The sequence below is a fragment of the Shewanella amazonensis SB2B genome, from assembly GCF_000015245.1.
Classification (GTDB): domain Bacteria; phylum Pseudomonadota; class Gammaproteobacteria; order Enterobacterales; family Shewanellaceae; genus Shewanella; species Shewanella amazonensis.
Map to the genome: position 1 here is coordinate 1,830,497 of NC_008700.1, position 20,927 is coordinate 1,851,423.

The window sequence follows — 20,927 nt, forward strand, 5'->3', positions numbered from 1 at the left end:
ATTATTCAAAACAGGAATTTAATGCAGGCAGCAAAGGTGATAGCGTTAAAAACATAGGCGGACAGGTCCAAGGTCAGGAAACACGAATGTTACAACCCTTACTTTATATAGGTCGGCAAGCGAGCCGCAGTGATGGCCAGGCCCGCAGGGTCGCCATTCTCGAGGCTACCCTTAAGCTGATTGTCGCCGAAGGGATCCGCGGTGTACGCCACCGGGCGGTGGCCTCAATGGCCCAGGTTCCACTGGCTTCAACCACGTATTATTTCAGTGATATCAAAGAATTGATCCACGATGCCCTCACATTTCACGTGGAAAAAACCATGGCAGCCAATCTGACCCTGGAAAAGCAGAGTTTTGCTGCGCTGGGAGACTTTAACGCTGCCTCGCTTAAAGACCGCAGTCGCCGGGCGCAGCTGGTCGCCATGCTGAGCGGCTTTGTCTGTGAACATATCAAGAGCCATGCGAAAGACAGAGAAGGGCGGTTGCTTGAGCTGGCATTTCATGACGAGGCGCTGCGTAATCCGGCGCTGGCCCAGGCGATTGTGGCGCTTGATGATGCCATTTTTGGCCCCATGATGGGCTTTTTCAGTCAAATCGGTGCCGGTGCGCCACGGGCGCTGGCGTGTCAGATGCTGGGACTTATCAGGCTGCTTGAGTATCGCTATACGGTGCGGCCATGGGACGAAGAAGAGTGCAGGAGCGCCGTGACGTCCCTGCTCGAATCCCAATTTGTCGCGATTTCTGTATAACGATTTCATGTAAAAAGCCCGCCCCCAAATCATTGGGACCGGGCTTTTTTGTGTGGGTTGTCATTAATCAACCCATCGCACGTATATTACGTTGACGGCTTACTGCACGTTTTCCTGGTCGCCAAACTGACCCTGGAACAGTACTGAAGACAGGTAACGTTCAGCGGCGGATGGCAGTATGACCACGATGTTTTTATCAGCAAACTCGGGCAGGGCTGCGATGCGGTTGGCGGCAACCACGGCTGCACCGGAGGAAATGCCCACCAGAATGCCTTCTTCCTTCATCAGGCGGTGGGCCATCTCGATGGCGTCTTCGTTGCTGACGGTTTCAACACGGTCAATCAGTTCAAGGTCAAGGTTGCCCGGAATAAAACCGGCGCCAATGCCCTGAATTTTGTGCGGACCTGGCTGAACAGGCTGACCAGCAAGTGTTTGGCTGATAACCGGTGAGTCAACAGGCTCAACGGCCACAGACACTATGGCCTTGCCCTGTGCCTTCTTGATATAGCGGCTCACACCTGTGATGGTACCACCGGTACCCACACCGGCCACCACCACGTCAACGGCACCGTCGGTATCATTCCAGATCTCTGGGCCTGTGGTTTTTTCGTGGATTTCCGGGTTGGCAGGGTTGTCAAACTGCTGCAGCAGAACGTATTTTTCCGGTGCAGACTGACGGATTTCTTCGGCTTTTTCGATAGCGCCTTTCATGCCCTTGGCGCCTTCGGTCAGCACCAGGTTGGCACCCAGTGCCTTGAGCAGCTTACGGCGCTCCAGGCTCATGGTGTTGGGCATGGTCAGGGTCAGTTTGTAACCACGGGCCGCGGCCACATAGGCCAGCGCAATACCAGTGTTACCGGACGTAGGTTCGATGAGTTCCTTGTCTTTGGTCAGCACGCCACGCTTTTCGGCATCCCAAATCATGTTGGCGCCGATACGGCACTTTACAGAGAAGCTGGGGTTACGGGCTTCAACCTTGGCCAGCACCTTGCCGTTGCTGACACGGTTCAATCGTACCAGGGGGGTATTGCCAATCGTGTAAGAATTGTCTTCAAAGATTTTGCTCATGGGAATGCAGCTCCTGTGACTTTATCGCATTTAAGCATAAACGCTGTTACGACATTGAGAAGTGATTCTTTGTTCTTCGTTATTTCTTTTAGTTATTAAAGCATTCGCTTTTATTCATAATGTCTGATTTGTTCGGCAATTGAATGTGATAACCTCGAATCAATAACAAGAGAGTTGTCATCCACGGGTGTACAGCCGCCGGACACAAGTATGACAAAGCCGCAAGCCAATCACACAGGCGCCTTGCCAGGTGGCAAGGATCCGCGCACCATTATTACGCCCCACGCCTTCAGTGTGAATGAAGGCCTGCTTTACACGCCCCTGGCTTCCCCCGTGAAACGGGCCCTCGCCATCTCCATAGATGGTTTGGTGATTGCTGTGCTCGCCGAAGAAGCCGGGGTGGTGTTTGTGCTGCTGGTATTGCTCGCCTCTTATTTAAATAAACGCCTTACCAGTATTGGCCGTTATGCCAAGCTGGCCATCTACCTGCTGATGACCCTGGTCATGCTTTATGTATTGTCTGAATCTTTCGTGCAGCGTGGTCAGGTCGGCGAAAACCTTGGTGAGAGGCCGTCAGACGTCGTATCGGCAACCCAGCTGCTGGCGTTGGTTCCACACACTACAGCGCTGGCGCTTTGTGACACCCCTGACTGCGTTGATGAGCAGGCCGATGCTCTTGCCACTGAGCTCGCCGCATCGTCGCTCCACCGGGAAGAAGCCGAGGCACTGCTTTTTGGTACCCTCGATGAAGTCTCGCTGACGGATGCTCAGCGTTCAGTGCTCAAAGAGAGACTTTCCATGCGTTTGGCCCAGCTGCCATTGCGCAGTGCCAACCCCGCGGGCGCCGACATTTCTGCCGCTCCGCATGCGGGGCAGGGGTCTGTACCCGAGGCAGATAAATCCCCCGGCAAAGTGACTATATCCCCCGGGAATGACGACGAGCGGAACGTCGAAACAGGGTCTTTCGAAAACGCAGCCCCCACCGGGAATTACAGCCTCATTCAATGGGTAAAAGGCATTTTAAACGATCTGGGTCTTGGTTTCGGCTGGGCCGCTTTCTACTTTACTGTGTTTACGGCCTGGTTTGATGGCCAGACACTGGGCAAGAAACTCCTTGGGATCCGGGTGATTTCATTGGACGGCTCCAAGTTGGGACTCTGGGCTGCTTTTGGGCGCTATGGCGGCTATGGTGCGGGGTTTGCCACCGGACTATTGGGTTTTTTGCAGGTGTGTTGGGATGCAAATCGTCAGGCCATTCAGGACAAGATATCGTCCACTGTGGTGATTGATTTAACCAAGCCACGGCAGACTCCGATTTCAGAAGGAAACAAAACATGACTCAGTCAATTGCCATTACCGGCACCGGCGTTTTTACGCCGCCGGAAGGAATAGACAATGATGCCCTGGTGGCCAGCTTCAATGCCTATGTGGATCTCTTTAACCGAGAGCATGAAGGCCAAATCGACCTTGGCCATATTGAGCCGCTTGCATACTCATCCAGTGAATTTATTGAAAAGGCCTCGGGGATTAAGCATCGCTACGTGATGGTGAAAGACGGGATCCTGGACCCTGAAATCATGATGCCGCTTATTCCCGAGCGGCCAGCGGATGCCCTGTCACTGCAGGGTGAAATGGGGGTATTGGCCGCTCAAGAGGCACTGGCCAATGCCGGGCTGCAACCATCAGATATCGACCTGGTCATAGTCGCCTGCGCCTATACCCAAAGGGCGTATCCTGCAATGGCCATTGAAATTCAGCAGGCCCTCGGCACTTCGGGCTTCGGGTTTGACATGCAGGTGGCCTGCAGCTCGGCCACCTTCGGATTGGCCGCCGCCAAGGGCTTGATTGCCCAGGGCAGTGCCCGGCGAGCCCTGGTGATTTGCCCTGAAATCTGCTCGGCCCAGGTGAACTACCGCGATCGCGACAGCCATTTTATTTTTGGTGATGTGGCGACAGCCATGGTCGTCGAACCTTTAGCCGGCAGTCGCAGCCACCAGAGTTTTGAAATACTGGGGCATCGCTGTGTGACCCAGTATTCCAACAACATTCGCAGCAATTTTGGCTTTCTCAATCGCTGCGATCCGGCCACGGCCTATGATGCCGACAAGCTGTTCCATCAGCAGGGGCGAAAAGTCTTCAAAGAACTCTTGCCTATGATCTACAGTCATCTCGACAGTCAGTTCGCCGATGCTGGCCTCACGCCTGAAGCCATGAAGCGGCTGTGGCTGCACCAGGCCAACATCAATATGAACCAGTTTGTGGTGAAAAAACTGCTTGGGGATGATGTGAGTGCCGATACGGCGCCGGTAGTGCTAGACCGTTATGCCAATACCGCATCGGCCGGCTCTGTCATTGCACTGCATCAACACAGAGAAGGGCTTGGCAGTGGCGACCTGGGGCTTCTGTGCTCCTTTGGCGCCGGTTATTCCATCGGCAGCTTTATTTTGCGGGCAGTGTAAGGAGTATCGGTGTGCGGATTCTGGTGGTAGAAGACAGCAGCGTGGCAGCACGCATCCTCAAACATATGCTGACCCATCAGCTCGAGTGCAGCATTGATGTTGCGCCGGACTTGGCCAGCGCCGCGGCCCTGCTGGCCAAGCACGACTATTTTGTGGCGATATGCGATCTCAACCTGCCCGATGCTCCCGGCGGGGAGAGTGTCGAGCTGGTGCTTGGCAATCAGACGCCCTGTATCGTGCTGACCGGCAGCCTGGATGCACAGCAGCGCCGCCGTTTACTGCAAATGGGCATAGTGGATTATGTCTACAAGGAAAACCGTTACAGTTACGAGTACGTAGTCAAACTTATCGCCACCCTTGCTCGCAACCGCCACACCAAGGTGTTGGTGGCCGACGATTCGGCCCTCAGTCGCAAATTTGTCCGTAATCTGTTGGAGCTGCATCTTTTTGAAGTGATCGAAGCCGAAAACGGCGCCAGGGCATTGGAGCTGCTTGACGCCGTGTCCGGCATTCGCCTGCTTATTGCCGATTACAATATGCCGGGTATCGATGGATTTGAACTTATCTTAAGAGCCCGTGAAAAATTCAGCCGTGAGGAAATGGCGATTATCGGTCTTTCAAACGACACTGACGAAACCCTCACGGCACGTTTTATTAAAAACGGTGCCAATGACTTTTTGCAAAAGCCCTTTGTACACGAAGAGTTTCACTGCCGCGTGAGCAACACCCTTGAATCCCTTGAGATGGTCAGGCAGCTCTGGGAGCAGGCCAATTTGGATTACCTTACCTCGGTGTATAACCGCCGTTTTTTCTTCAATCGCTTCAGTCAGCAGGTGCCTGTACTGGGGCAGCAGGGAGCGAGTTTTTCGCTCGCTGTGCTGGATATCGATTTTTTTAAAGACGTCAATGACAAGCATGGCCATGATGTCGGCGATTTTGTACTCACGGAGTTTGCTTCGCGCTTGAAACAGTCGCTTGGGCAGCATTTTACCGTTGCCCGTTTTGGTGGCGAGGAGTTTGTTGTGGCCTTGAAAGGACTGGATGGCAAGCGCGCTCTGGCGCTGATGGAAGGTTTTCGTGAACGCCTGGCGATGGAGCCATTTGTGTTTGGCGAACTCGAACTGAGATTGACCGCAAGCATTGGCATTGTAGCGCTCGGGCATGACAGCGAAGAGACTCTGGACAGCCTGATAAAACAAGCCGATGTGGCACTCTATCAGGCCAAAACAAACGGGCGTAATCGCTGCGTGCTGGCCGAGTAAATCAATTTTGCAAGCGCCGCTGAGAACATGAAAGCGCAGCAGAGAACATGAAAGCGCAGCAGATAAACCATGCTGCGCTTTGTCATACCCTTCTGGTAGTTACAAAATAAACGCGTAACTCATTTTCATAAACAGCGATTGTTCGGTACGGGTCAAACCCGGCCAACGGTCGTCAGCCCGCATGCCGTCAGCATATCCAAGATAAAACACACTGAGTGGGTTGAGCTTATAGCCATACAGCAGTTCTGTGCCCAAATCTTTGCTGAGGTTATCCGGGGTGTGATAAAGGTACAGCCCGGGGTCTCGACGGATATGGGTATAAATCCCTGAAAATCTGATGAAACTTTCTACGCTCAGCTGCCAGTTGATGCGCACGTCCGTGAGATTGGCGGTGATGAGCCGTCCTTCGTCCACATCGAGGGCATAGTAAGCGTGGCTTGCTTCAAACACCAGACCGTCGGTGAGCTTGAGCTCAAGCTCACCGCTGGCCCGCAGGCTGCTACCCAGGCGGTTGTTTTGCAGGTCAACTTCGTCGCCCCAGGACGCGGCCAGGCCGCCGCCAACCCACGAAAGAGGATGAGCGCTGGCTTCAGCCCAAACGCGGGTTTCGTCAAACAGGGTGGTATTGCCGTCAATGGCGAGGGAACTCGCATCGAGACGGCGCCCCACCTTTTCGCGGGTTAACCAGCCACCGCCGATCCAGCTTTGCCAGCCACCTTCAGCCGAGAGCCAGCCTTCGAGCTCCTGCTCGATTTTCTCGCCATTCTGGTTTTGGGTGATATCCCAGTCACCGCCGAGCTCAATTTCGTTGAACCAGCTGTCGGTGGGGTACCAGATATAGCCGCCGCCCAGCACGGCTTTACGTTGGTCGACTTTCTCGATAAAGCCCAGATCGGCGCGAAAATCGTCACCCACCGACTCATAATCGGCCTTGAGGTAGTAGTCGCGGGTCGCATGCTTATAGCCAAGGCGATACATCTCGCCCCGAAACGTACCGTCTTTATGGGTTCTGAGTACCTGTTCATTGAGTTCGCAGTCGTTGAAATTGCAGCTATCCGCCGGTAGACAATCCTCATCCGAGTGACAAAAATCCCGATACAAATCCAAGGGATACTGGGTGTCTGAACTGGCAAACTGGCCGATAAAGGTGTCCTGAGCTGTTGGCTGGTATTTGATATCCGCCGACACCACCAGATTATGGTAATCGTCGCTGCGCTTGCCGGTGATGACAGCACCCACGGCCAGGGCTTCGCTGCTGGTGTAGAGGTATCGGCCGGCAAGGTTGTGGCTCTCGCTGTCGATAGTGGCGACTGAGGAGCCCAGGTTTCCGGGCACCAGAAAGTGGCTGGCGCTGTCGTTGGCACCCAAAAATGCAAAGGTGTGTGCCTCTGACTTGTGGGTAAATTTTACCCCATAATCCGGGTCAACCAGATTGCGGGTATGCAGCAGTGAGACCTGAGAGTCGAAATACTCTTTATTATCAAGGAAAAAACTGCGCTTTTCTTCAAAAAACAGGGCGAAACTCGAGTTGACGTCCAGCTGGCCGGCATCGGCTTCCACTTGTGAAAAATCCGGATTCAGGGTGGCGTTGAGCAAAGAGGACGGGCTGAGCGCCCAGCGAAGGTCTGCACCCACATCCACATCCTGATTATCCTGCCACTCACTGCCGGGGGCTTGCCCCCGGTCTCTGTGGCCCTTGGCCACCAGAGAAGGCGTCACCTGAAGCCCGTTGCCGAGGTTGACGGTGGCCAACCCGCTCGCCACACCAAGCTGGCATAATTGACAGCTGTTTTGCCGCGAAATGGCGTGGGTAGATAGTCTGCGTTCGGCGTCTCTGGGATGAAAACGGATGAGCTCAAATCCCCAGGTTTTGTCACCGGGGCTGTCGTCAAAACTCAATTGCGACAGCGGAATAGCCACTTCTACCTGATAACCTGTGTCTGTGATTTGCCCGGCGCTTTGCCAGATGCCATCCCAGGCAGCACTTTCAGTCTTATTGAGCTCATTTTCTATGGAGTCGAGCTGCACCCCCAGCGGATTGATAAAAAACTGATAGGCAAGACGGGCATTGTTAAAGGTATCCAGCTTGATACCGACCATGTCATCGCCCCAGATATCATCTCTGGGGCGTAAGTGGGCCCGGATGTTGCCCGGGTAGGGATCGTCAGCCTTGAATGCCACATACAGGGTGGAGTCTGTGGCATATACCCATGCCTGGGTTTGCACGGTTGCGGGGGCATTTTCGGCCGGACGGGTTTCGAATGTCAGATAAGTGCTGGATGCCTGCTGCCAAACAGGGTCGCTGAGGTCGCCGTCAATCTGTGCCTCTGTGGTGAGAGAAGGAATGCGTATATCAAATTGACTGGCACTGCCGGCGAAGCTGATTTGAGGGGATAAAGCAAACAGCAGCGCCAAACCGGGGGCTAAAGGGAAACGAAAGGGTTTCATAGAGACTGTTCTTGTCATTATTTTGTGGGCGAGTGTAACTCAGCTGAAGGTCGCTATGTAGGTGGATTTGTTACAAATTCTGAATGGAAATAAAACGCCCGCATAGAAGCGGGCGTTTTGTGGCGCTGATTGCAAAGGCGAGGACGATTATTCCGGCGCTATGTTGGGATGGCGATAGGCTTCGCGATAACGGTCAACCCACATGGCGGTGGCGCCGCAAATGGCCACTGGCATCACGATAAAATTCACCACAGGGATCATCGAAAACAGGGTGACGGCGGCACCAAAGCTCATGCTGGTCCCCTTGGTTTGCCGCAGGGCGAAACGCATGTCGTTAAACGGAACCTTGTGGTTATCGAAGGGATAATCACAGTACTGAATGGCCATCATCCAGCTGCTGAACAAAAACCACAGCACAGGGGCGGCGGTTTGCCCTACAAGCGGCACCCAAAACAGCAGTAAAAACAGGATGGCGCGGGGCAGGTAGTATTTGAGCTTGAGCCATTCTCGGCCAAGGATCCGCGGCAAGTCTTTGATTAAGTCCGAGGTCGTTCCTGTATACAATGTCTTGCCGGTGAGCAGCTGCTCTACCTTTTCCGCCAGCAGGCCATTGAAGGGGGCGGCGAGCCAATTCATCACTGAGCTGAAAATAAAGGCCATCACCACCAACATGGTTAATACGGCCAGCGGCCACAGCAGGAAATTGAGCCACGACAGGTATTCGGGCAGCTGACCGCTGATGTAGGCAAAAAGCTGCTCGAGCTGGCCAAACGCCACGTAAAAGGCACCGGCAAACAGCAGCAGGTTAATCATCAGTGGAATAAAAACGAAGGTACGCAGGCCGGGGCGGCGAATAAGATGAAAGCCTTCCATAAAGTAGTTAAAACCACTCTTGGCCTGGCGGGCTGATTCCCGGGTAGATGAAAGAGTCGGTCGTGACATAAGGGGCTTTGCTCCAAACGTTTGTGTTTGCAGGCATTGTCGGCCAAGGTCTGCCAAGGTTGCAAGGTTGAAATTGTGGCGAAATACGTCCAGCACTCTTACCCATATTCAGCTTGACACCTGTTTGTGTGGCTGGGGCCTCTTTTAGGGTGATAAAAACGTTACAAATTCAAATGGGCTTTGGTAAAGTTGGCAGCAAACAACAGGAATGAAGGCTCTCGCCCATCGGCGGGGCAATTTTTTCATCGGCGCGACGGCTGCGTTGGCGGCCACTGAAGCGATTTGACTGGCATTATGAGACTGAAACAAATAAAACTTGCTGGCTTCAAGTCGTTTGTCGATCCCACCAGGATCCCATTCCCCAATCCTCTAACCGCCATCATAGGCCCTAATGGCTGCGGTAAATCCAACGTGATTGATGCCGTGCGCTGGGTGCTGGGCGAAAGCTCTGCCAAGCATTTGCGCGGCGACTCCATGACTGACGTTATCTTCAATGGCTCCAGCGCCCGCAGGCCCGTGTCCGTTGCCGGGGTCGAGCTGGTCTTTGATAACCGGGAAGGGCGTCTTGGTGGCCAGTACGCCAGCTATGAAGAAATCGCAGTAAAGCGTCAGGTAAGCCGTGATGGAGAGTCGCTGTATTTCCTCAACGGCCAGAAATGTCGCCGCAAGGACATCACAGATCTCTTTATGGGCACCGGCCTTGGGCCGCGAAGCTACGCGATTATCGAACAGGGCATGATTTCGCGCCTGATTGAATCCCGGCCCCAGGAGCTCAGGGTTTTTATCGAAGAAGCCGCCGGTATTTCCCGCTATAAAGAGCGTCGCCGCGATACCGAAAACCGCATCCGCCATACCCGCGAAAATCTGGAGCGTCTGGGCGATATTCGACTGGAACTGGGTAAACAGCTCGACAAGCTCGCCGTGCAGGCCGAGGCCGCCAAACGTTACCGGGAATACAAACAGGCCGAACGTACCACCCACGCCGAGCTGCTGGTGATGCGCTATCAGGAAATCTGTCAGCAGGCCGATGCCCTGGGCCGCGAAATTACGCAGCAGGACTTTCTATACCAGAGCGCCAAAACCTCCCTTGATACCACCGCCGCCAGGCTCGATGAGCAGAAGCTCGTGCTCGCAGCTTTGGTGGATGAAGAGCAAGACACGCTCGAAGCTTACTATTTGGCCGGAACCGAAGTGGCGCGCCTCGAGCAGCAACTGTCCCATTTGGAAGAGCGCAGTCACAGTCTGCGAAGCCGGGGAGATAGCCTTGCAGAGGAGATTTCTGGGCTCATGGCCAGGCAGGCGTCGCTCGAGGCCGCTCAGCAAGAAGCGGCCGACAAGCTTGCCGGTCAGGAAGACGCTTTACTGGGATTGGAAGAGACTCAGGACGCCTGGAGTCAAAGCGCTGAAGAAGCCGAAGAGGTGTTGGAGCAGCTCAAGGATGCTGTGACCCAGGCGGAGCGCCGCCACGGTGAAACCAAGGCACGATGCGAGCTGACTTCCCAGCGACTCGTCCATCTCAAACAGGTGAGTCAGGAAAAAGCGCAGTCACTGTCAGGATACCGTGAGCAGCAAGCGTCCCAGGGGGATGAGGACGTCGACCCGGTTACGCCGCCATCGGAGCAAATTCTGGTGCCGCTGACGGTAAGGTTTGACAACGCCAAAGCGGCGGAGTCTCAGGTAAAGGCGGCGCTTGTAGAGTGTGAACAGGCACTGGCAAAGTGCCGTGGCGAGCAGAGCGAAGCACAGGGGCGCTATTCGGTGCTGTCCAGGCTGCTTGATGACAACGCAGTCAATGATGCTGGCTCCGCGCGCACCAAACTCTGGCAGCGTCTTGATGTGGCTGCGGGGTGGGAGAAGACCGCAGAGCTGCTGCTTGGGCATCTGTTGGAGCAGCCTCTTTTTGAAGACACGGCCTTTGGTGAGGATGCGTTTGATGGCCGGGGATTCAGATATCAGGAAAAGGGCGACTGGGGCATTATGCAGGCGCCAGCCAATCTTGCGCCCTGGCTTGATACGGTAGGCTTTGCCGAAAGCTTGAATGAGGCTCAGGAGCGCCTGGTCGGTACGGCGCAAAGCACGCTCATTGCCACCAAGGATGGCTATCTGGTCGGCCATGGGTTGGTGTTGCAACAACAGGGTACCGGCACCGACAAGGTGGCACTTAAAGCAGAGGCTGAAGCGCTTGGTGCCCGTATTGGCCAGATACAGGCTGAGCTTGCTCAGTATGAGCGGGCGGTGGCGCAGCAGCGTGATGCGCTGAATCTGGCCCGTATTCATCGGGAAGCCGTTGAAGCCGAGTTATTTGAAGCAAAACAACAGCAGGCTCGGCAGCAAACCCTGTGGGAAGCCAGCGTCGCTCATCAGGCCCAGCGCGCCAAACAGCGAGCCTTCATCGATGAACAAATTCAGCGTTTGACCCAGCAGCACGAGCAGTCTTTGCTGGAGCTGGAGGTGGCAGACGAAGCCCTGGTGCAGCAGGAAGAAGCATTGGAGCAGGCGGCAGAGGCCTTGGCACAGGTACGGGAGCAGCTTATCCCGGCCAGACGCATGGCTGAAGAGCGTCGAGCCTCAGTCGCAAACATCGATAAATCGGTCGAAGCGGCTAAGGCCACACGGGCCGAACTGGCCACGTCTCTCGCCCTTATCAACCAGCAAATGGCATCGGGAAAGGAGCAACTGTCAAAATTATTGACACAAAAAGCGACCCTGGACGCCGAGCTGAAAGCCCAATCTGAGCACAGCGGTGATGCCGACCGCGAAGCCTTATCGATGAAATTGCGTGAGCAGCTTGCCACCCAGCAAACAAGGCAAACGGCGCTCGCGGAAAACCGCAGTCGGCAGGCTCAGGTTCAGGAACAGATTGATGCTTTACTATTGAAGCAAAAACAAGAAGTTGGCAAGATAGACCACTTGACTCATACCCTCGAATCGTTAAAGCTACGACGGGAAGGTTTAAAGGGGCAGGGCGACACCCAACTTGGGCAGTTGGCCGAGGCCAATATTCGACTCAATGAGGTGTTGCCAAGCGTACCTCCCCACGCCTCTGTGGAGGAGTGGCAGCAAAGATTGGAGAAGCTTCGAAGTAAAATCAGTCGCTTGGGCGCCATAAATTTGGCGGCGATTGAAGAGTACGATGAAGCCAAGGCGCGCAAAGATTATTTGGATGAGCAGGACAGGGATCTCGAGCAGGCGCTGGAAAGCCTTGAAGAGGCCATCCGGAAGATAGACAGGGAAACCCGCAGCCGCTTTAAAGCGACCTTTGAACAGGTCAATGCCGATCTGGGGACCTTGTTTCCCAAGGTGTTTGGGGGTGGCAGCGCTTATCTTGCGCTTACAGACAATGATTTACTGGAAACCGGTGTGACCATCATGGCGAGGCCGCCCGGGAAAAAGAACTCCACAATTCACCTGCTCTCGGGTGGTGAAAAGGCGCTGACCGCTTTATCATTGGTGTTCGCAATTTTCAGGTTGAATCCAGCCCCTTTTTGTATGCTCGACGAGGTCGATGCACCGCTGGATGATGCCAACGTTGACCGATTCTGCAGACTGCTGCAGGAAATGTCAGCCAGCGTGCAGTTTATATACATCAGCCACAATAAGATAACGATGGAAATGGCTGATCAGTTGGTAGGTGTGACCATGCATGAGCCCGGCGTATCCCGCATCGTTGCGGTGGACATCGAAGAAGCCGTGGCCATGGCACACACGGAATGAATTCAGGAAAGACAGGGTATCCAATGGAAGATTTACAACTGGTTTTGTTTGTGCTCGGTGCCATCGCGATTGTGGCGGTACTTGTGCATGGGTTTTGGTCTATCAGAAAGCAGCAGCCCCGAACCATTAAAGAACAACCCAGAACCCCTTACGCCATGTCTCCCGGGCGTCGTGATGCCGAGGGCTTTGATGCCGATGGCATCGGTGAAGTGAGGGTGCGTAAACTGGCCCCTGACGATAAAAAATCAGAGCCTGTGAAAGCGTCTCACGACGACACCTTTTCCCTGTCTGACGAGCCCAAGGTTCGCCGTGTTAAAGAGCGTCAGGAGCCCGTGCTGGAATCGCGTGCCGACGCGGCGCCAAACCATGCTGCCCATGAGCGTCGTGGCCATGATTTTCGCCACCATGAAGAGCCTTCACCCAGTGCCAGACAGGTGCAGCTGGGACTTCTGGATGACCTGGATCAGGAGCCTTCCCAAGGCGAGCTGTATGAAGAGATAAACGCGTCGGTCGCCGACTACGACGATGATTACGACGCTTATGAAAATCAGCCCGCGTCTGTGGATCGTGCAGAGGCTGCCCGAGTGCCAGCGGATCAGGGGCAAGCGGCCCATTCAGCGGCGACGCAGGCTGAGCCCCAGGCAAAAGCCGAAGAGCCACTGCCGGATCCCCGCGATGTGCTCGTACTGCACGTGGTGGCACGGGAAGGTCAGGTGCTGGCCGGTGCAGAGCTGCTGCCATGCCTGCTTGAACTGAATTTCAAATACGGTGACATGGAAATTTTCCATCGCCATGAAGATAATGCCGGCAACGGTAAGGTGCTGTTCTCGCTGGCGAATATGCTCAAGCCAGGCACCTTCGACCCCGACACCATGGAGCAGTTCAACACCCACGGCATAGTGCTCTTTATGACACTGCCATGTCACGGTGAAGCCGTAATGAATTTTTCGCTGATGCTGAACTCTGCCTGCCAGCTGGCGGACGACCTGGATGCACTGGTGCTTGACGGTCAGCGCCAACTCTGGAGCGATGCCACCAAGGCACAGTATCTCGCCCGCATCCGCGCTAATGCATAACAAGTTATTGATTTACAAAGTGGGGCCGCATGAGCGGCCCCGCGCATTTCCAAGGTACCATCATGCAAGTCAAAGCCGAAATTCAACGTCTTACCGCTGAAATCAATCGTCACAACATCGCCTACTATGTGCAGGATGCGCCAAGCATTCCCGATGCGGAATACGACCGGCTGATGAACCAGCTCAAAGCGCTGGAAGCCGAGTACCCACAGTTTGCCGAGCCCGACTCGCCCACCCAGCGTGTGGGCGGCGCAGCACTGAATAAATTTGAACAGGTCAGCCACTTGAAACCCATGCTGAGCCTGGATAATGCCTTTAATGAAGAAGACTTCGTCGCCTTCGATAAGCGCCTGACCGATAAGGTGGGCTCCCAGGTGTACTGCGCCGAGCCTAAACTCGACGGCCTCGCGGTGAGCCTGATTTACCGTAACGGTGTGCTTGAGCGTGCCGCTACCCGTGGAGATGGCGCCGTCGGGGAAGATATCAGCGTCAATATGCGCACCATCAAGTCGGTACCACTGAGACTGCAGGGCGATGATATTCCGGCATTGGTGGAGGTGCGGGGAGAGGTCTTTATGCCAAGGGCCGCCTTTGAAGCGCTGAATGACCGCGCCCGTGCAAAGGGTGACAAGCTCTTCGTCAATCCCCGTAACGCCGCCGCGGGCAGCTTGCGTCAGCTCGACAGCAAGATAACCGCCGAGCGCTCACTGGCATTTTATGCCTATGCGCTGGGTGTGGTGCAGGACGACAATGGTGCCGATTTGGTGCTGGCGCCCACCCACAAAGGCCAACTCGAGCGCCTTACAGCCTTCGGTTTGCCGGTGAGCAAGGAAGTGAAGCTCTGTGAAGGCCTTGCAGAGGTGATGGCCTACTATGCGGATATCCTTAAACGCCGTGACGAGCTTGCCTTTGAAATCGATGGCGTGGTGATTAAGGTGAACGACATCGAAGCCCAGCAGCAGCTCGGGTTTGTGGCCCGTGCGCCGCGCTGGGCTATCGCCTTTAAGTTTCCTGCACAGGAAGAGATGACTGTGCTCGAAGGCGTTGATTTTCAGGTGGGTCGTACCGGCGCCGTGACCCCTGTAGCCCGCTTAAAACCTGTGTTTGTGGGCGGTGTGACCGTATCCAATGCGACTTTGCACAACGGTGATGAAATTGCCCGCCTTGGGGTGAAGATTGGCGATACCGTGATTATTCGCCGCGCCGGTGATGTGATCCCGCAAATTGTGGCTGTGGTGCCTGAGCGCCGTCCTGATGAGGCGCAGGATATCCTGTTCCCGGACAATTGCCCTGTCTGCGGCTCGCTGGTGGAGCGCATTGAAGGCGAGGCGGTGGCCCGCTGCAGCGGCGGGCTTTTCTGTGAAGCCCAGCGCCGGGAGGCCATCAAGCACTTTGCATCCCGAAAGGCCATGTATATCGATGGCATGGGCGACAAGGTGGTTGAGCAGCTTATTGATAAAGAGCTGGTGGAAAGCCCGGCGGATCTCTTTAAGCTCAATGTGTCAAAGCTGACCATGCTTGAGCGCATGGGCACCAAGTCGGCCACCAATCTGGTGGCGGCCATTGAAGAAGCCAAAACCACCACCTTACCCAAGTTCCTCTATGCACTGGGTATTCGGGAAGTAGGGGAGGCCACGGCCGCCAACCTGGCGAAGCACTTTCGAAGCCTCGAAGCCATCAGGGACGCCGATGTGGACGCCCTGATACAGGTAGAAGATGTGGGTACAGTGGTTGCTCAGCACGTGGCGCACTTTTTTGCCCAGCCCCATAACCTTGAGGTGATAGATGCGCTGATCGCGGCCGGGGTAAACTGGCCTGCCATCGAAAAGCCATCCGCCGATGCACAGCCGCTGCTGGGCCAAACCTGGGTGCTCACGGGGACGCTCACCAGTCTTGGCCGCACCGAGGCCAAGGCCAAGCTTGAGGCCCTTGGTGCCAAGGTGGCTGGCAGTGTGTCCAAGAATACCCACTGCGTAGTTGCCGGTGAAGCGGCGGGCTCCAAGCTTGCCAAGGCCCAGGAGTTGGGTATCCCGGTATTGGATGAAGCTGGTCTGATTGAGCTGATAGGCCTCTGATCTGATTTAAAAATTTATCCAGTTGAAAAAACGTCAACTTCAGGTTGGCGTTTTTTTGTTGCTCGCACTCGTGAAATAAAATATACAATATCCAGTAACACAAATATAACAACTGGAGAAAACACATGTACCCACCCAAGTCCCTTATCACCGTCAGTTTGCTGCTGGCACTCATCAGTGCGGTTTCCCACGCCAAGGGTCGCCCCGGTACCAACCCCACCGAGCCTGCCGATCCCGATGTGGTATTGCCTATCCGTGTGGATTGCAGCGCCACTATCAATTTGTGGGCGCAGGACATGACAGACCCGCAAATTGCCGATACCTGTGCGCAGCTCTCAAGCCAGGAAAGTGATTTTCACCAAAGAATGCAAACCTTTGGTGAGCCTGTGGCAAACGACTACAACGACAGCCTGCGGGTGGTGGTGTTTGATGATTACTCCCAATATGACAAATACGGCTATGAGCTTTTCAATATCAGCACCAACAACGGCGGCATTTACATTGAAGGCAATCCGGCGGATGTAAACAACCAGGCGAGTTTCTACGCCCACGAAGCCGACTGGCTACTTCCCGAGTTTGAAATTTGGAATCTGCGCCACGAGTATATCCATTACCTGGAAGGGCGCTTTGTCAGCTATGGCGGCTTTAATTTCTACCCGAGTAAGATGGTGTGGTGGGCTGAGGGCCTTGCGGAGTACCTTTCCCTTGGCAGCGACAATGCCACAGCGGTGAATCTGGCACTTAACACCCGCGCCAATCGTCGCCCGACCCTGGCGGCAATTTTTTCAACCAGTTACCGGGATGGCACCGACAGGGTTTACCGCTGGAGTTATCTGGCAATTCGCTTCCTGTTTGAGCGCCACGAAGCCGAAGTGCTGGCCATGACTGAGCATCTGAAACATAACCAGTTTGCCAGCTATGAAGCGGCGCTTGGCCAGTTTGCGACAAACTATCAGGCCGAGTTTGCCGAGTGGATGAATGGCCTGGCGCCGCAAAAGGCAAAGGCGCAGGACAGTAAGCGTGAACAGATGCTGCTGCGTCATGCTGAGCACAAAGGGCGCCAGTAATAGTCCCAAAGCCAGACAAGTTGACGCAATAGATGCGATAAAGGCCCGCCGATGCGGGCCTTTATGGTTCTCGGGCCTTGAATCCCGGGCATCTAGCCCCCAAGTCAGGGGAAAGACATGACGTGGAGCACACTTTGCTCAAGTTTGAACACATCCGCTGGGTCGATGACAAGGGCCATATCAAACCGCCGCTGGGGCTCTATCTGCTGCTGACCTTTCTTGCCCGGGGCTGGGTGGTATTTGTGGCCTCACTGACCCAATTCAGCGACAGAGCTGGCTTGGTTCGGCTGTTTTATCCCCACAAGGAAAGCTTTTTACTGGCGCTTGCCACCGGATTTGGGGCTTTGCTGTGTTATGGGCTGATTATTCTTGAGCGTAAGGCGCGGCCGGATTGGGCGATGAGCCTGTTCAGCCATTTGAAATGGCTGCTGTGGCCCTTGTTGGCGCTGGATGCCGCGATGCTGATAGTGCGTTTGCTCTCCAGTGGCTTTTTGTTTTCATGGACGGCGGCCGCGGATGCGGTGCTGATTTTCTGGTTTGCCATATATCTTCTCAAATCCAGCCATTTACGGCTTTACCTCGCTGACTGGAAGCGTCCTGTCATTCATCAATAAGTGGCGCAGCGCCTGCGCAAACGCTTATTGAGTTCGCCGCAGTTATGGCAAGAGCGATAGGTGTATTCCGGTTTGGGACTCTGCCTCAGTTCAGGGCTTATGCCCTTGCATTAAGTGCCGGGATAAAAAAAGGCGCTGCAAAGGCAGCGCCAACATCTGAGGGCTGATAAGCCAATACCTACCAATGCCCCTTGACCAACAATAGGAATGTAACCCGAGCCACAGGCGTGAACCTGTTACCCGGGACAATTGACAGCAACACAATCCACCACGGGCCCGGGGTGCGCAGCGCCGCAGTGACCAAGCTACTATGCACTAAATGGATAATGTATACAATTATTTCGGGTTGAAAACAATTCAACTCAAGTCTGCCGTGTCAAAAATGCGCCATTGGCCCCAAACTTGTCAGATAAATATTTGCCTTATGCATAATATGGATTTACGCTTTTAATTCATAGGATTGGCGCGTTATCAACCGCTATTCCGTCACCGAGGTTTTTACACCCCTCTTCGGAGGCTTTGATTGGCCAAAAACAACCCCATCTCCATTCCGGTCTCAGAACTCAGATTGGGACTCACAGTAAAGCTGCCGCTGTCCTGGACGGAGCACCCGTTTCTTATCAATCGGATTGAGCTCAAAGAGCAGGCCCAGATAGAAATGATTCGTGGCCTGAAGGTCCAACACGTGTTGGTCCTGGCCGGTGCTGAGCTGCTGGATGAAGACGTACCCAAGGAAGAGGTGCCTATCGAAGATGATGGCTTTGACGAAGACATGCCGGAGCGTGATGTTAAGCGCGAGGCCAGAGTCGCGATACGTAAAAGCCAGAAGCGTTTTTTGGACTGTGTTAACGACAGCCGCAGCCTGGTGGGCAAACTTGGCAGCGACCCCGAAGGCGCTTACCGTTTGTCGGCCACCCTGGTTGAGCAGATGCTGGAGCACTTGTTTGAGCAGGAGGCTGCGTATCTTGCGCTGGTGAGTGCGGGTGAGCAGGGCGCCTCGGTTACCCAGCATGGAATCAGTGTGGCCGTGTTGTCGCTGATGATTGCCAAGAGCATGGATATGCCCAAAAAAGACATGCGGGATATCGCACTGGGTGCGTTGCTGCACGACATAGGTAAGCTCAGGGTGCCGGACAATATCCGTCGAAAGCGTGGGCCGCTCACCACCCAGGAAATCAACTTCATGAACCAGCACCCCAACTATGGTCATGAGATGCTCAGTCGCAGTGGCTTGTTTCCCGAAGAGGTGCTGCACATCATTCGCCATCATCACGAATTTATTGATGGCACGGGTTTTCCGGGTGGCCTGAATGGGAAAAAAATTCCCAGAACCACGCAAATCGTCACTTTGGCCAATGATTTTGAAGATCAAATGACCAGCCACAGCATTGCTTCCCCTCAAGTCGCTTTGGGTTATTTATTCAAACACAGGGTAGGTAAACACGACGAAGCCCTCATTGCGACCCTGGTTAAGGTATTGGGCATTTATCCGCCCGGTACTCTGGTGCATCTCACCGACGGTTCTTTGGGAAAGGTGATGATGACCACCCGGGAAGTCAAGCAGCCTCAGGTGTGGGCTTGCAGCGCCGCCGGAGGCGACCCCGGCCTCAGAATCTTGATGAATGAAGACGTCAGTATCGACAGGGTCATCAAAATCGAAGAGCTCTCCGAGGCCGCTATTCGGGTACTCCAGGCCGATGCGCCCATCAGCTATTACTTTGCCGCGCTCGAAGCTTGAGTTTTCTGCACAGGTGCGTATTCTGAATCCCTCTTATTAGCCACTCTGGGATTAACCCGTTACTTCATGTCTGATTTTAAAACCATTTCTATTATCGGCTGTGGCTGGTTCGGTTTCCCGCTTGCCAGACTACTGAAGAGCAAGGGATTGGCGGTTAAAGGATGCAAACGTACTCCAGCAGGAGTGGAGGCACTCACACAAGCAGGGATTGAAGGCTATTGTGTGGGTTTAGATAAGGATGCTGTCCTGCCCGAAGGACTGCTCGATGCCGATGTGCTGGTGATCAACCTCCCTCCAGGCCTTCGCCGCGGCGATTCAGGCTACCTTGAGCGCCTCGCTACATTGCGTGATGCCGTAAAAACGCCTCCCAAGCGATTGATTTTTATAAGCTCTACTGGAGTTTATCCCGATTTCCCCAAACTACTGGATGAACACGACAGCAGTGCTCATTCCCCCACGGCGGCAATCTTACTGGGTGCTGAAGCCCTGTTTGCCCCGTTTAATACCACTGTGGTTCGTTTTGCCGGACTGGTGGGGCCAGAGCGACACCCCGGGCGCTTTTTTGCCGGTAAAAAAGACATCGCGGGTGGGGCCGTGCCGGTTAACTTGGTGCATCTTACCGATTGCATCGAGGGTGTAATGGCGCTTATTTTTGCCGATACCCTGGCACCCTGTTATAACCTGTGCGCGCCTAAGCACCCCACAAAGGCTGAGTTTTACACCCTGGCGGCACAGGTTGCTGGCTATGAGTTACCAGCGTTTATTGCTGGCGATGACACCGACGGCAAGCTTGTCGACGGTAGCCTGATTTGTCGCTTGCACGGCTTTATGTATTCTTACCCCGATCCTGTGGCGATGCTGCATGCTGCAGATGCGTTTTAAAGCATAAAATCATTGATAGAAGGAAGTTTGTCCGTGAAAACATCATTAAAGCTGTTGGGCGCCTTAGGGGGGCTGCTGATGTCCTTGTCTGCCATGGCAGCGACCTTTGTTGAAGGTAAGGATTATGTCAGGGTAGAAGGCTTCAGCGAGAGCCATACCCCCGTGCTACGGGAGTTTTTTTCCTATAACTGCCCTCATTGTTTTCGCATGGACCACACCATCGAAGAAGCGGTGGGTTTGGTCGCAAAAGAGGTTCGTTTCGAGCGAACGCCGGTCGGCGCAGGCCGTAACCCCTGGCAAATGAGCCAACTGGCTTATTATCTTGCTCAAAAATTCAACGTAACCGACCAGACCCACGGCGCCATTTTCAAGCAGGTTCAAGAAGTCGCTCCATTTCAGTCTGAAGCTGACGTGCGGCAGTTTTTTGTGTCCCAGGGGCTTAAGGCTGACGAACTGGATAAGGCAATCGCGTCATCCGACCGTAAACTGGCCATGATGACTTTTGATACCGAGGCGCAGCTCTCAGGTATCCGTGGTGTGCCAAGCCTGCTGGTGAATGGCAAATACATGTTGAACATTCAGGGCCGCAGCAGCGCTGAGATAGCCGAGTTGGTGCAATACCTGGTCAAGCAGTAAACATACATGGTGAAAGAAACGCCCGGCTATGCCGGGCGTTTTACTTTGTTAGACCTAGGTCGGAATGGATGCAATAAATCTGATTTGAACCATCACAAAGAGTTTTTGTTAGGTCGTTGATATTAAATGTTAAAAAATAATTTAGATGCGATAAGCAATCATCACTTAGACTAAGGTCGTGATTGAGGTCACACTCT

At 54.3% G+C, this 20,927-nt stretch carries 15 protein-coding genes; 12 read left to right on the forward strand and 3 right to left on the reverse strand.

Annotated features, from left to right (window positions below):
• Positions 1–86 precede the first annotated feature (86 nt).
• Complete coding sequence (locus SAMA_RS07840) at positions 87–749, forward strand: TetR/AcrR family transcriptional regulator (RefSeq protein ID WP_011759622.1); 663 nt, start codon at positions 87–89, stop codon at positions 747–749.
• 99 nt (positions 750–848) lie between these two features.
• On the opposite strand, the gene cysK is transcribed toward SAMA_RS07840, so the two are convergent.
• On the reverse strand, positions 849–1,817 hold the full coding sequence (gene cysK / locus SAMA_RS07845; RefSeq protein ID WP_011759623.1) for a cysteine synthase A: 969 nt from the start codon (positions 1,815–1,817) through the stop codon (positions 849–851).
• A gap of 210 nt (positions 1,818–2,027) precedes the next feature.
• Here cysK and SAMA_RS07850 point away from each other — a divergent pair, with 210 nt between their 5' ends.
• From SAMA_RS07850 to SAMA_RS07860, 3 genes are read left to right on the forward strand one after another with little or no spacing between them, the layout of a single operon-like run.
• A complete protein-coding gene (locus tag SAMA_RS07850) occupies positions 2,028–3,155 on the forward strand; it encodes an RDD family protein (RefSeq protein WP_011759624.1) in 1,128 nt (375 codons plus the stop codon).
• The gene (locus SAMA_RS07855; protein WP_011759625.1) at positions 3,152–4,276 is read left to right on the forward strand and encodes a beta-ketoacyl-ACP synthase III; all 1,125 of its coding nucleotides are present in this window, start codon (positions 3,152–3,154) and stop codon (positions 4,274–4,276) included. The genes SAMA_RS07850 and SAMA_RS07855 overlap by 4 nt, the downstream gene beginning before the upstream one ends.
• A gap of 11 nt (positions 4,277–4,287) precedes the next feature.
• Positions 4,288–5,538, forward strand: coding sequence for a GGDEF domain-containing response regulator (locus SAMA_RS07860; protein ID WP_011759626.1), 1,251 nt, complete (start codon positions 4,288–4,290; stop codon positions 5,536–5,538).
• A gap of 99 nt (positions 5,539–5,637) precedes the next feature.
• Here SAMA_RS07860 and SAMA_RS07865 read toward each other — a convergent pair whose 3' ends face one another.
• Complete coding sequence (locus tag SAMA_RS07865) at positions 5,638–7,986, reverse strand: carbohydrate binding family 9 domain-containing protein (protein ID WP_157608318.1); 2,349 nt, start codon at positions 7,984–7,986, stop codon at positions 5,638–5,640.
• A 147-nt stretch (positions 7,987–8,133) separates the two neighbouring features.
• The gene (gene cysZ / locus SAMA_RS07870) at positions 8,134–8,928 is read right to left on the reverse strand and encodes a sulfate transporter CysZ (protein ID WP_011759628.1); all 795 of its coding nucleotides are present in this window, start codon (positions 8,926–8,928) and stop codon (positions 8,134–8,136) included.
• Positions 8,929–9,222: 294 nt separating this feature from the next.
• On the opposite strand from cysZ, the gene SAMA_RS07875 reads away from it, so the two are divergent.
• From SAMA_RS07875 to SAMA_RS07910, 8 genes are all read left to right on the forward strand, one after another.
• Positions 9,223–12,642, forward strand: coding sequence for a chromosome segregation protein SMC (locus SAMA_RS07875; RefSeq protein WP_011759629.1), 3,420 nt, complete (start codon positions 9,223–9,225; stop codon positions 12,640–12,642).
• 23 nt (positions 12,643–12,665) lie between these two features.
• A complete protein-coding gene (zipA, locus tag SAMA_RS07880) occupies positions 12,666–13,718 on the forward strand; it encodes a cell division protein ZipA (RefSeq protein ID WP_011759630.1) in 1,053 nt (350 codons plus the stop codon).
• A gap of 62 nt (positions 13,719–13,780) precedes the next feature.
• Entirely contained in the window at positions 13,781–15,793 is a 2,013-nt protein-coding gene (gene ligA, locus SAMA_RS07885) for an NAD-dependent DNA ligase LigA (protein ID WP_041410257.1), read from the forward strand.
• Between the two features lie 125 nt (positions 15,794–15,918).
• The gene (locus SAMA_RS07890) at positions 15,919–16,860 is read left to right on the forward strand and encodes a collagenase (RefSeq protein WP_011759632.1); all 942 of its coding nucleotides are present in this window, start codon (positions 15,919–15,921) and stop codon (positions 16,858–16,860) included.
• Between the two features lie 122 nt (positions 16,861–16,982).
• Positions 16,983–17,474, forward strand: coding sequence for a DUF2919 domain-containing protein (locus SAMA_RS07895; RefSeq protein WP_011759633.1), 492 nt, complete (start codon positions 16,983–16,985; stop codon positions 17,472–17,474).
• Between the two features lie 523 nt (positions 17,475–17,997).
• Positions 17,998–19,212 carry an HD-GYP domain-containing protein gene (locus tag SAMA_RS07900; RefSeq protein WP_011759634.1) on the forward strand — a complete coding sequence of 405 codons (1,215 nt, stop codon included), beginning with the start codon at positions 17,998–18,000 and terminating at the stop codon, positions 19,210–19,212.
• Positions 19,213–19,278: 66 nt separating this feature from the next.
• A complete protein-coding gene (locus SAMA_RS07905) occupies positions 19,279–20,094 on the forward strand; it encodes an SDR family oxidoreductase (RefSeq protein WP_011759635.1) in 816 nt (271 codons plus the stop codon).
• Between the two features lie 78 nt (positions 20,095–20,172).
• The gene (locus SAMA_RS07910; protein ID WP_011759636.1) at positions 20,173–20,730 is read left to right on the forward strand and encodes a thiol:disulfide interchange protein DsbA/DsbL; all 558 of its coding nucleotides are present in this window, start codon (positions 20,173–20,175) and stop codon (positions 20,728–20,730) included.
• Positions 20,731–20,927: the final 197 nt, after the last annotated feature.

What these genes read in the sequence shown, in the direction of transcription:
- SAMA_RS07840 (WP_011759622.1), top strand. Translation starts at nt 87, where the DNA reads ATGTTACAACCCTTACTTTATATAGGTCGGCAAGCGAGCCGCAGTGAT.
- cysK (WP_011759623.1), bottom strand. Translation starts at nt 1,817, where the DNA reads ATGAGCAAAATCTTTGAAGACAATTCTTACACGATTGGCAATACCCCC.
- SAMA_RS07850 (WP_011759624.1), top strand. Translation starts at nt 2,028, where the DNA reads ATGACAAAGCCGCAAGCCAATCACACAGGCGCCTTGCCAGGTGGCAAG.
- SAMA_RS07855 (WP_011759625.1), top strand. Translation starts at nt 3,152, where the DNA reads ATGACTCAGTCAATTGCCATTACCGGCACCGGCGTTTTTACGCCGCCG.
- SAMA_RS07865 (WP_157608318.1), bottom strand. Translation starts at nt 7,986, where the DNA reads ATGAAACCCTTTCGTTTCCCTTTAGCCCCCGGTTTGGCGCTGCTGTTT.
- cysZ (WP_011759628.1), bottom strand. Translation starts at nt 8,928, where the DNA reads ATGTCACGACCGACTCTTTCATCTACCCGGGAATCAGCCCGCCAGGCC.
- SAMA_RS07875 (WP_011759629.1), top strand. Translation starts at nt 9,223, where the DNA reads ATGAGACTGAAACAAATAAAACTTGCTGGCTTCAAGTCGTTTGTCGAT.
- zipA (WP_011759630.1), top strand. Translation starts at nt 12,666, where the DNA reads ATGGAAGATTTACAACTGGTTTTGTTTGTGCTCGGTGCCATCGCGATT.
- ligA (WP_041410257.1), top strand. Translation starts at nt 13,781, where the DNA reads ATGCAAGTCAAAGCCGAAATTCAACGTCTTACCGCTGAAATCAATCGT.
- SAMA_RS07890 (WP_011759632.1), top strand. Translation starts at nt 15,919, where the DNA reads ATGTACCCACCCAAGTCCCTTATCACCGTCAGTTTGCTGCTGGCACTC.
- SAMA_RS07905 (WP_011759635.1), top strand. Translation starts at nt 19,279, where the DNA reads ATGTCTGATTTTAAAACCATTTCTATTATCGGCTGTGGCTGGTTCGGT.
- SAMA_RS07910 (WP_011759636.1), top strand. Translation starts at nt 20,173, where the DNA reads ATGTCCTTGTCTGCCATGGCAGCGACCTTTGTTGAAGGTAAGGATTAT.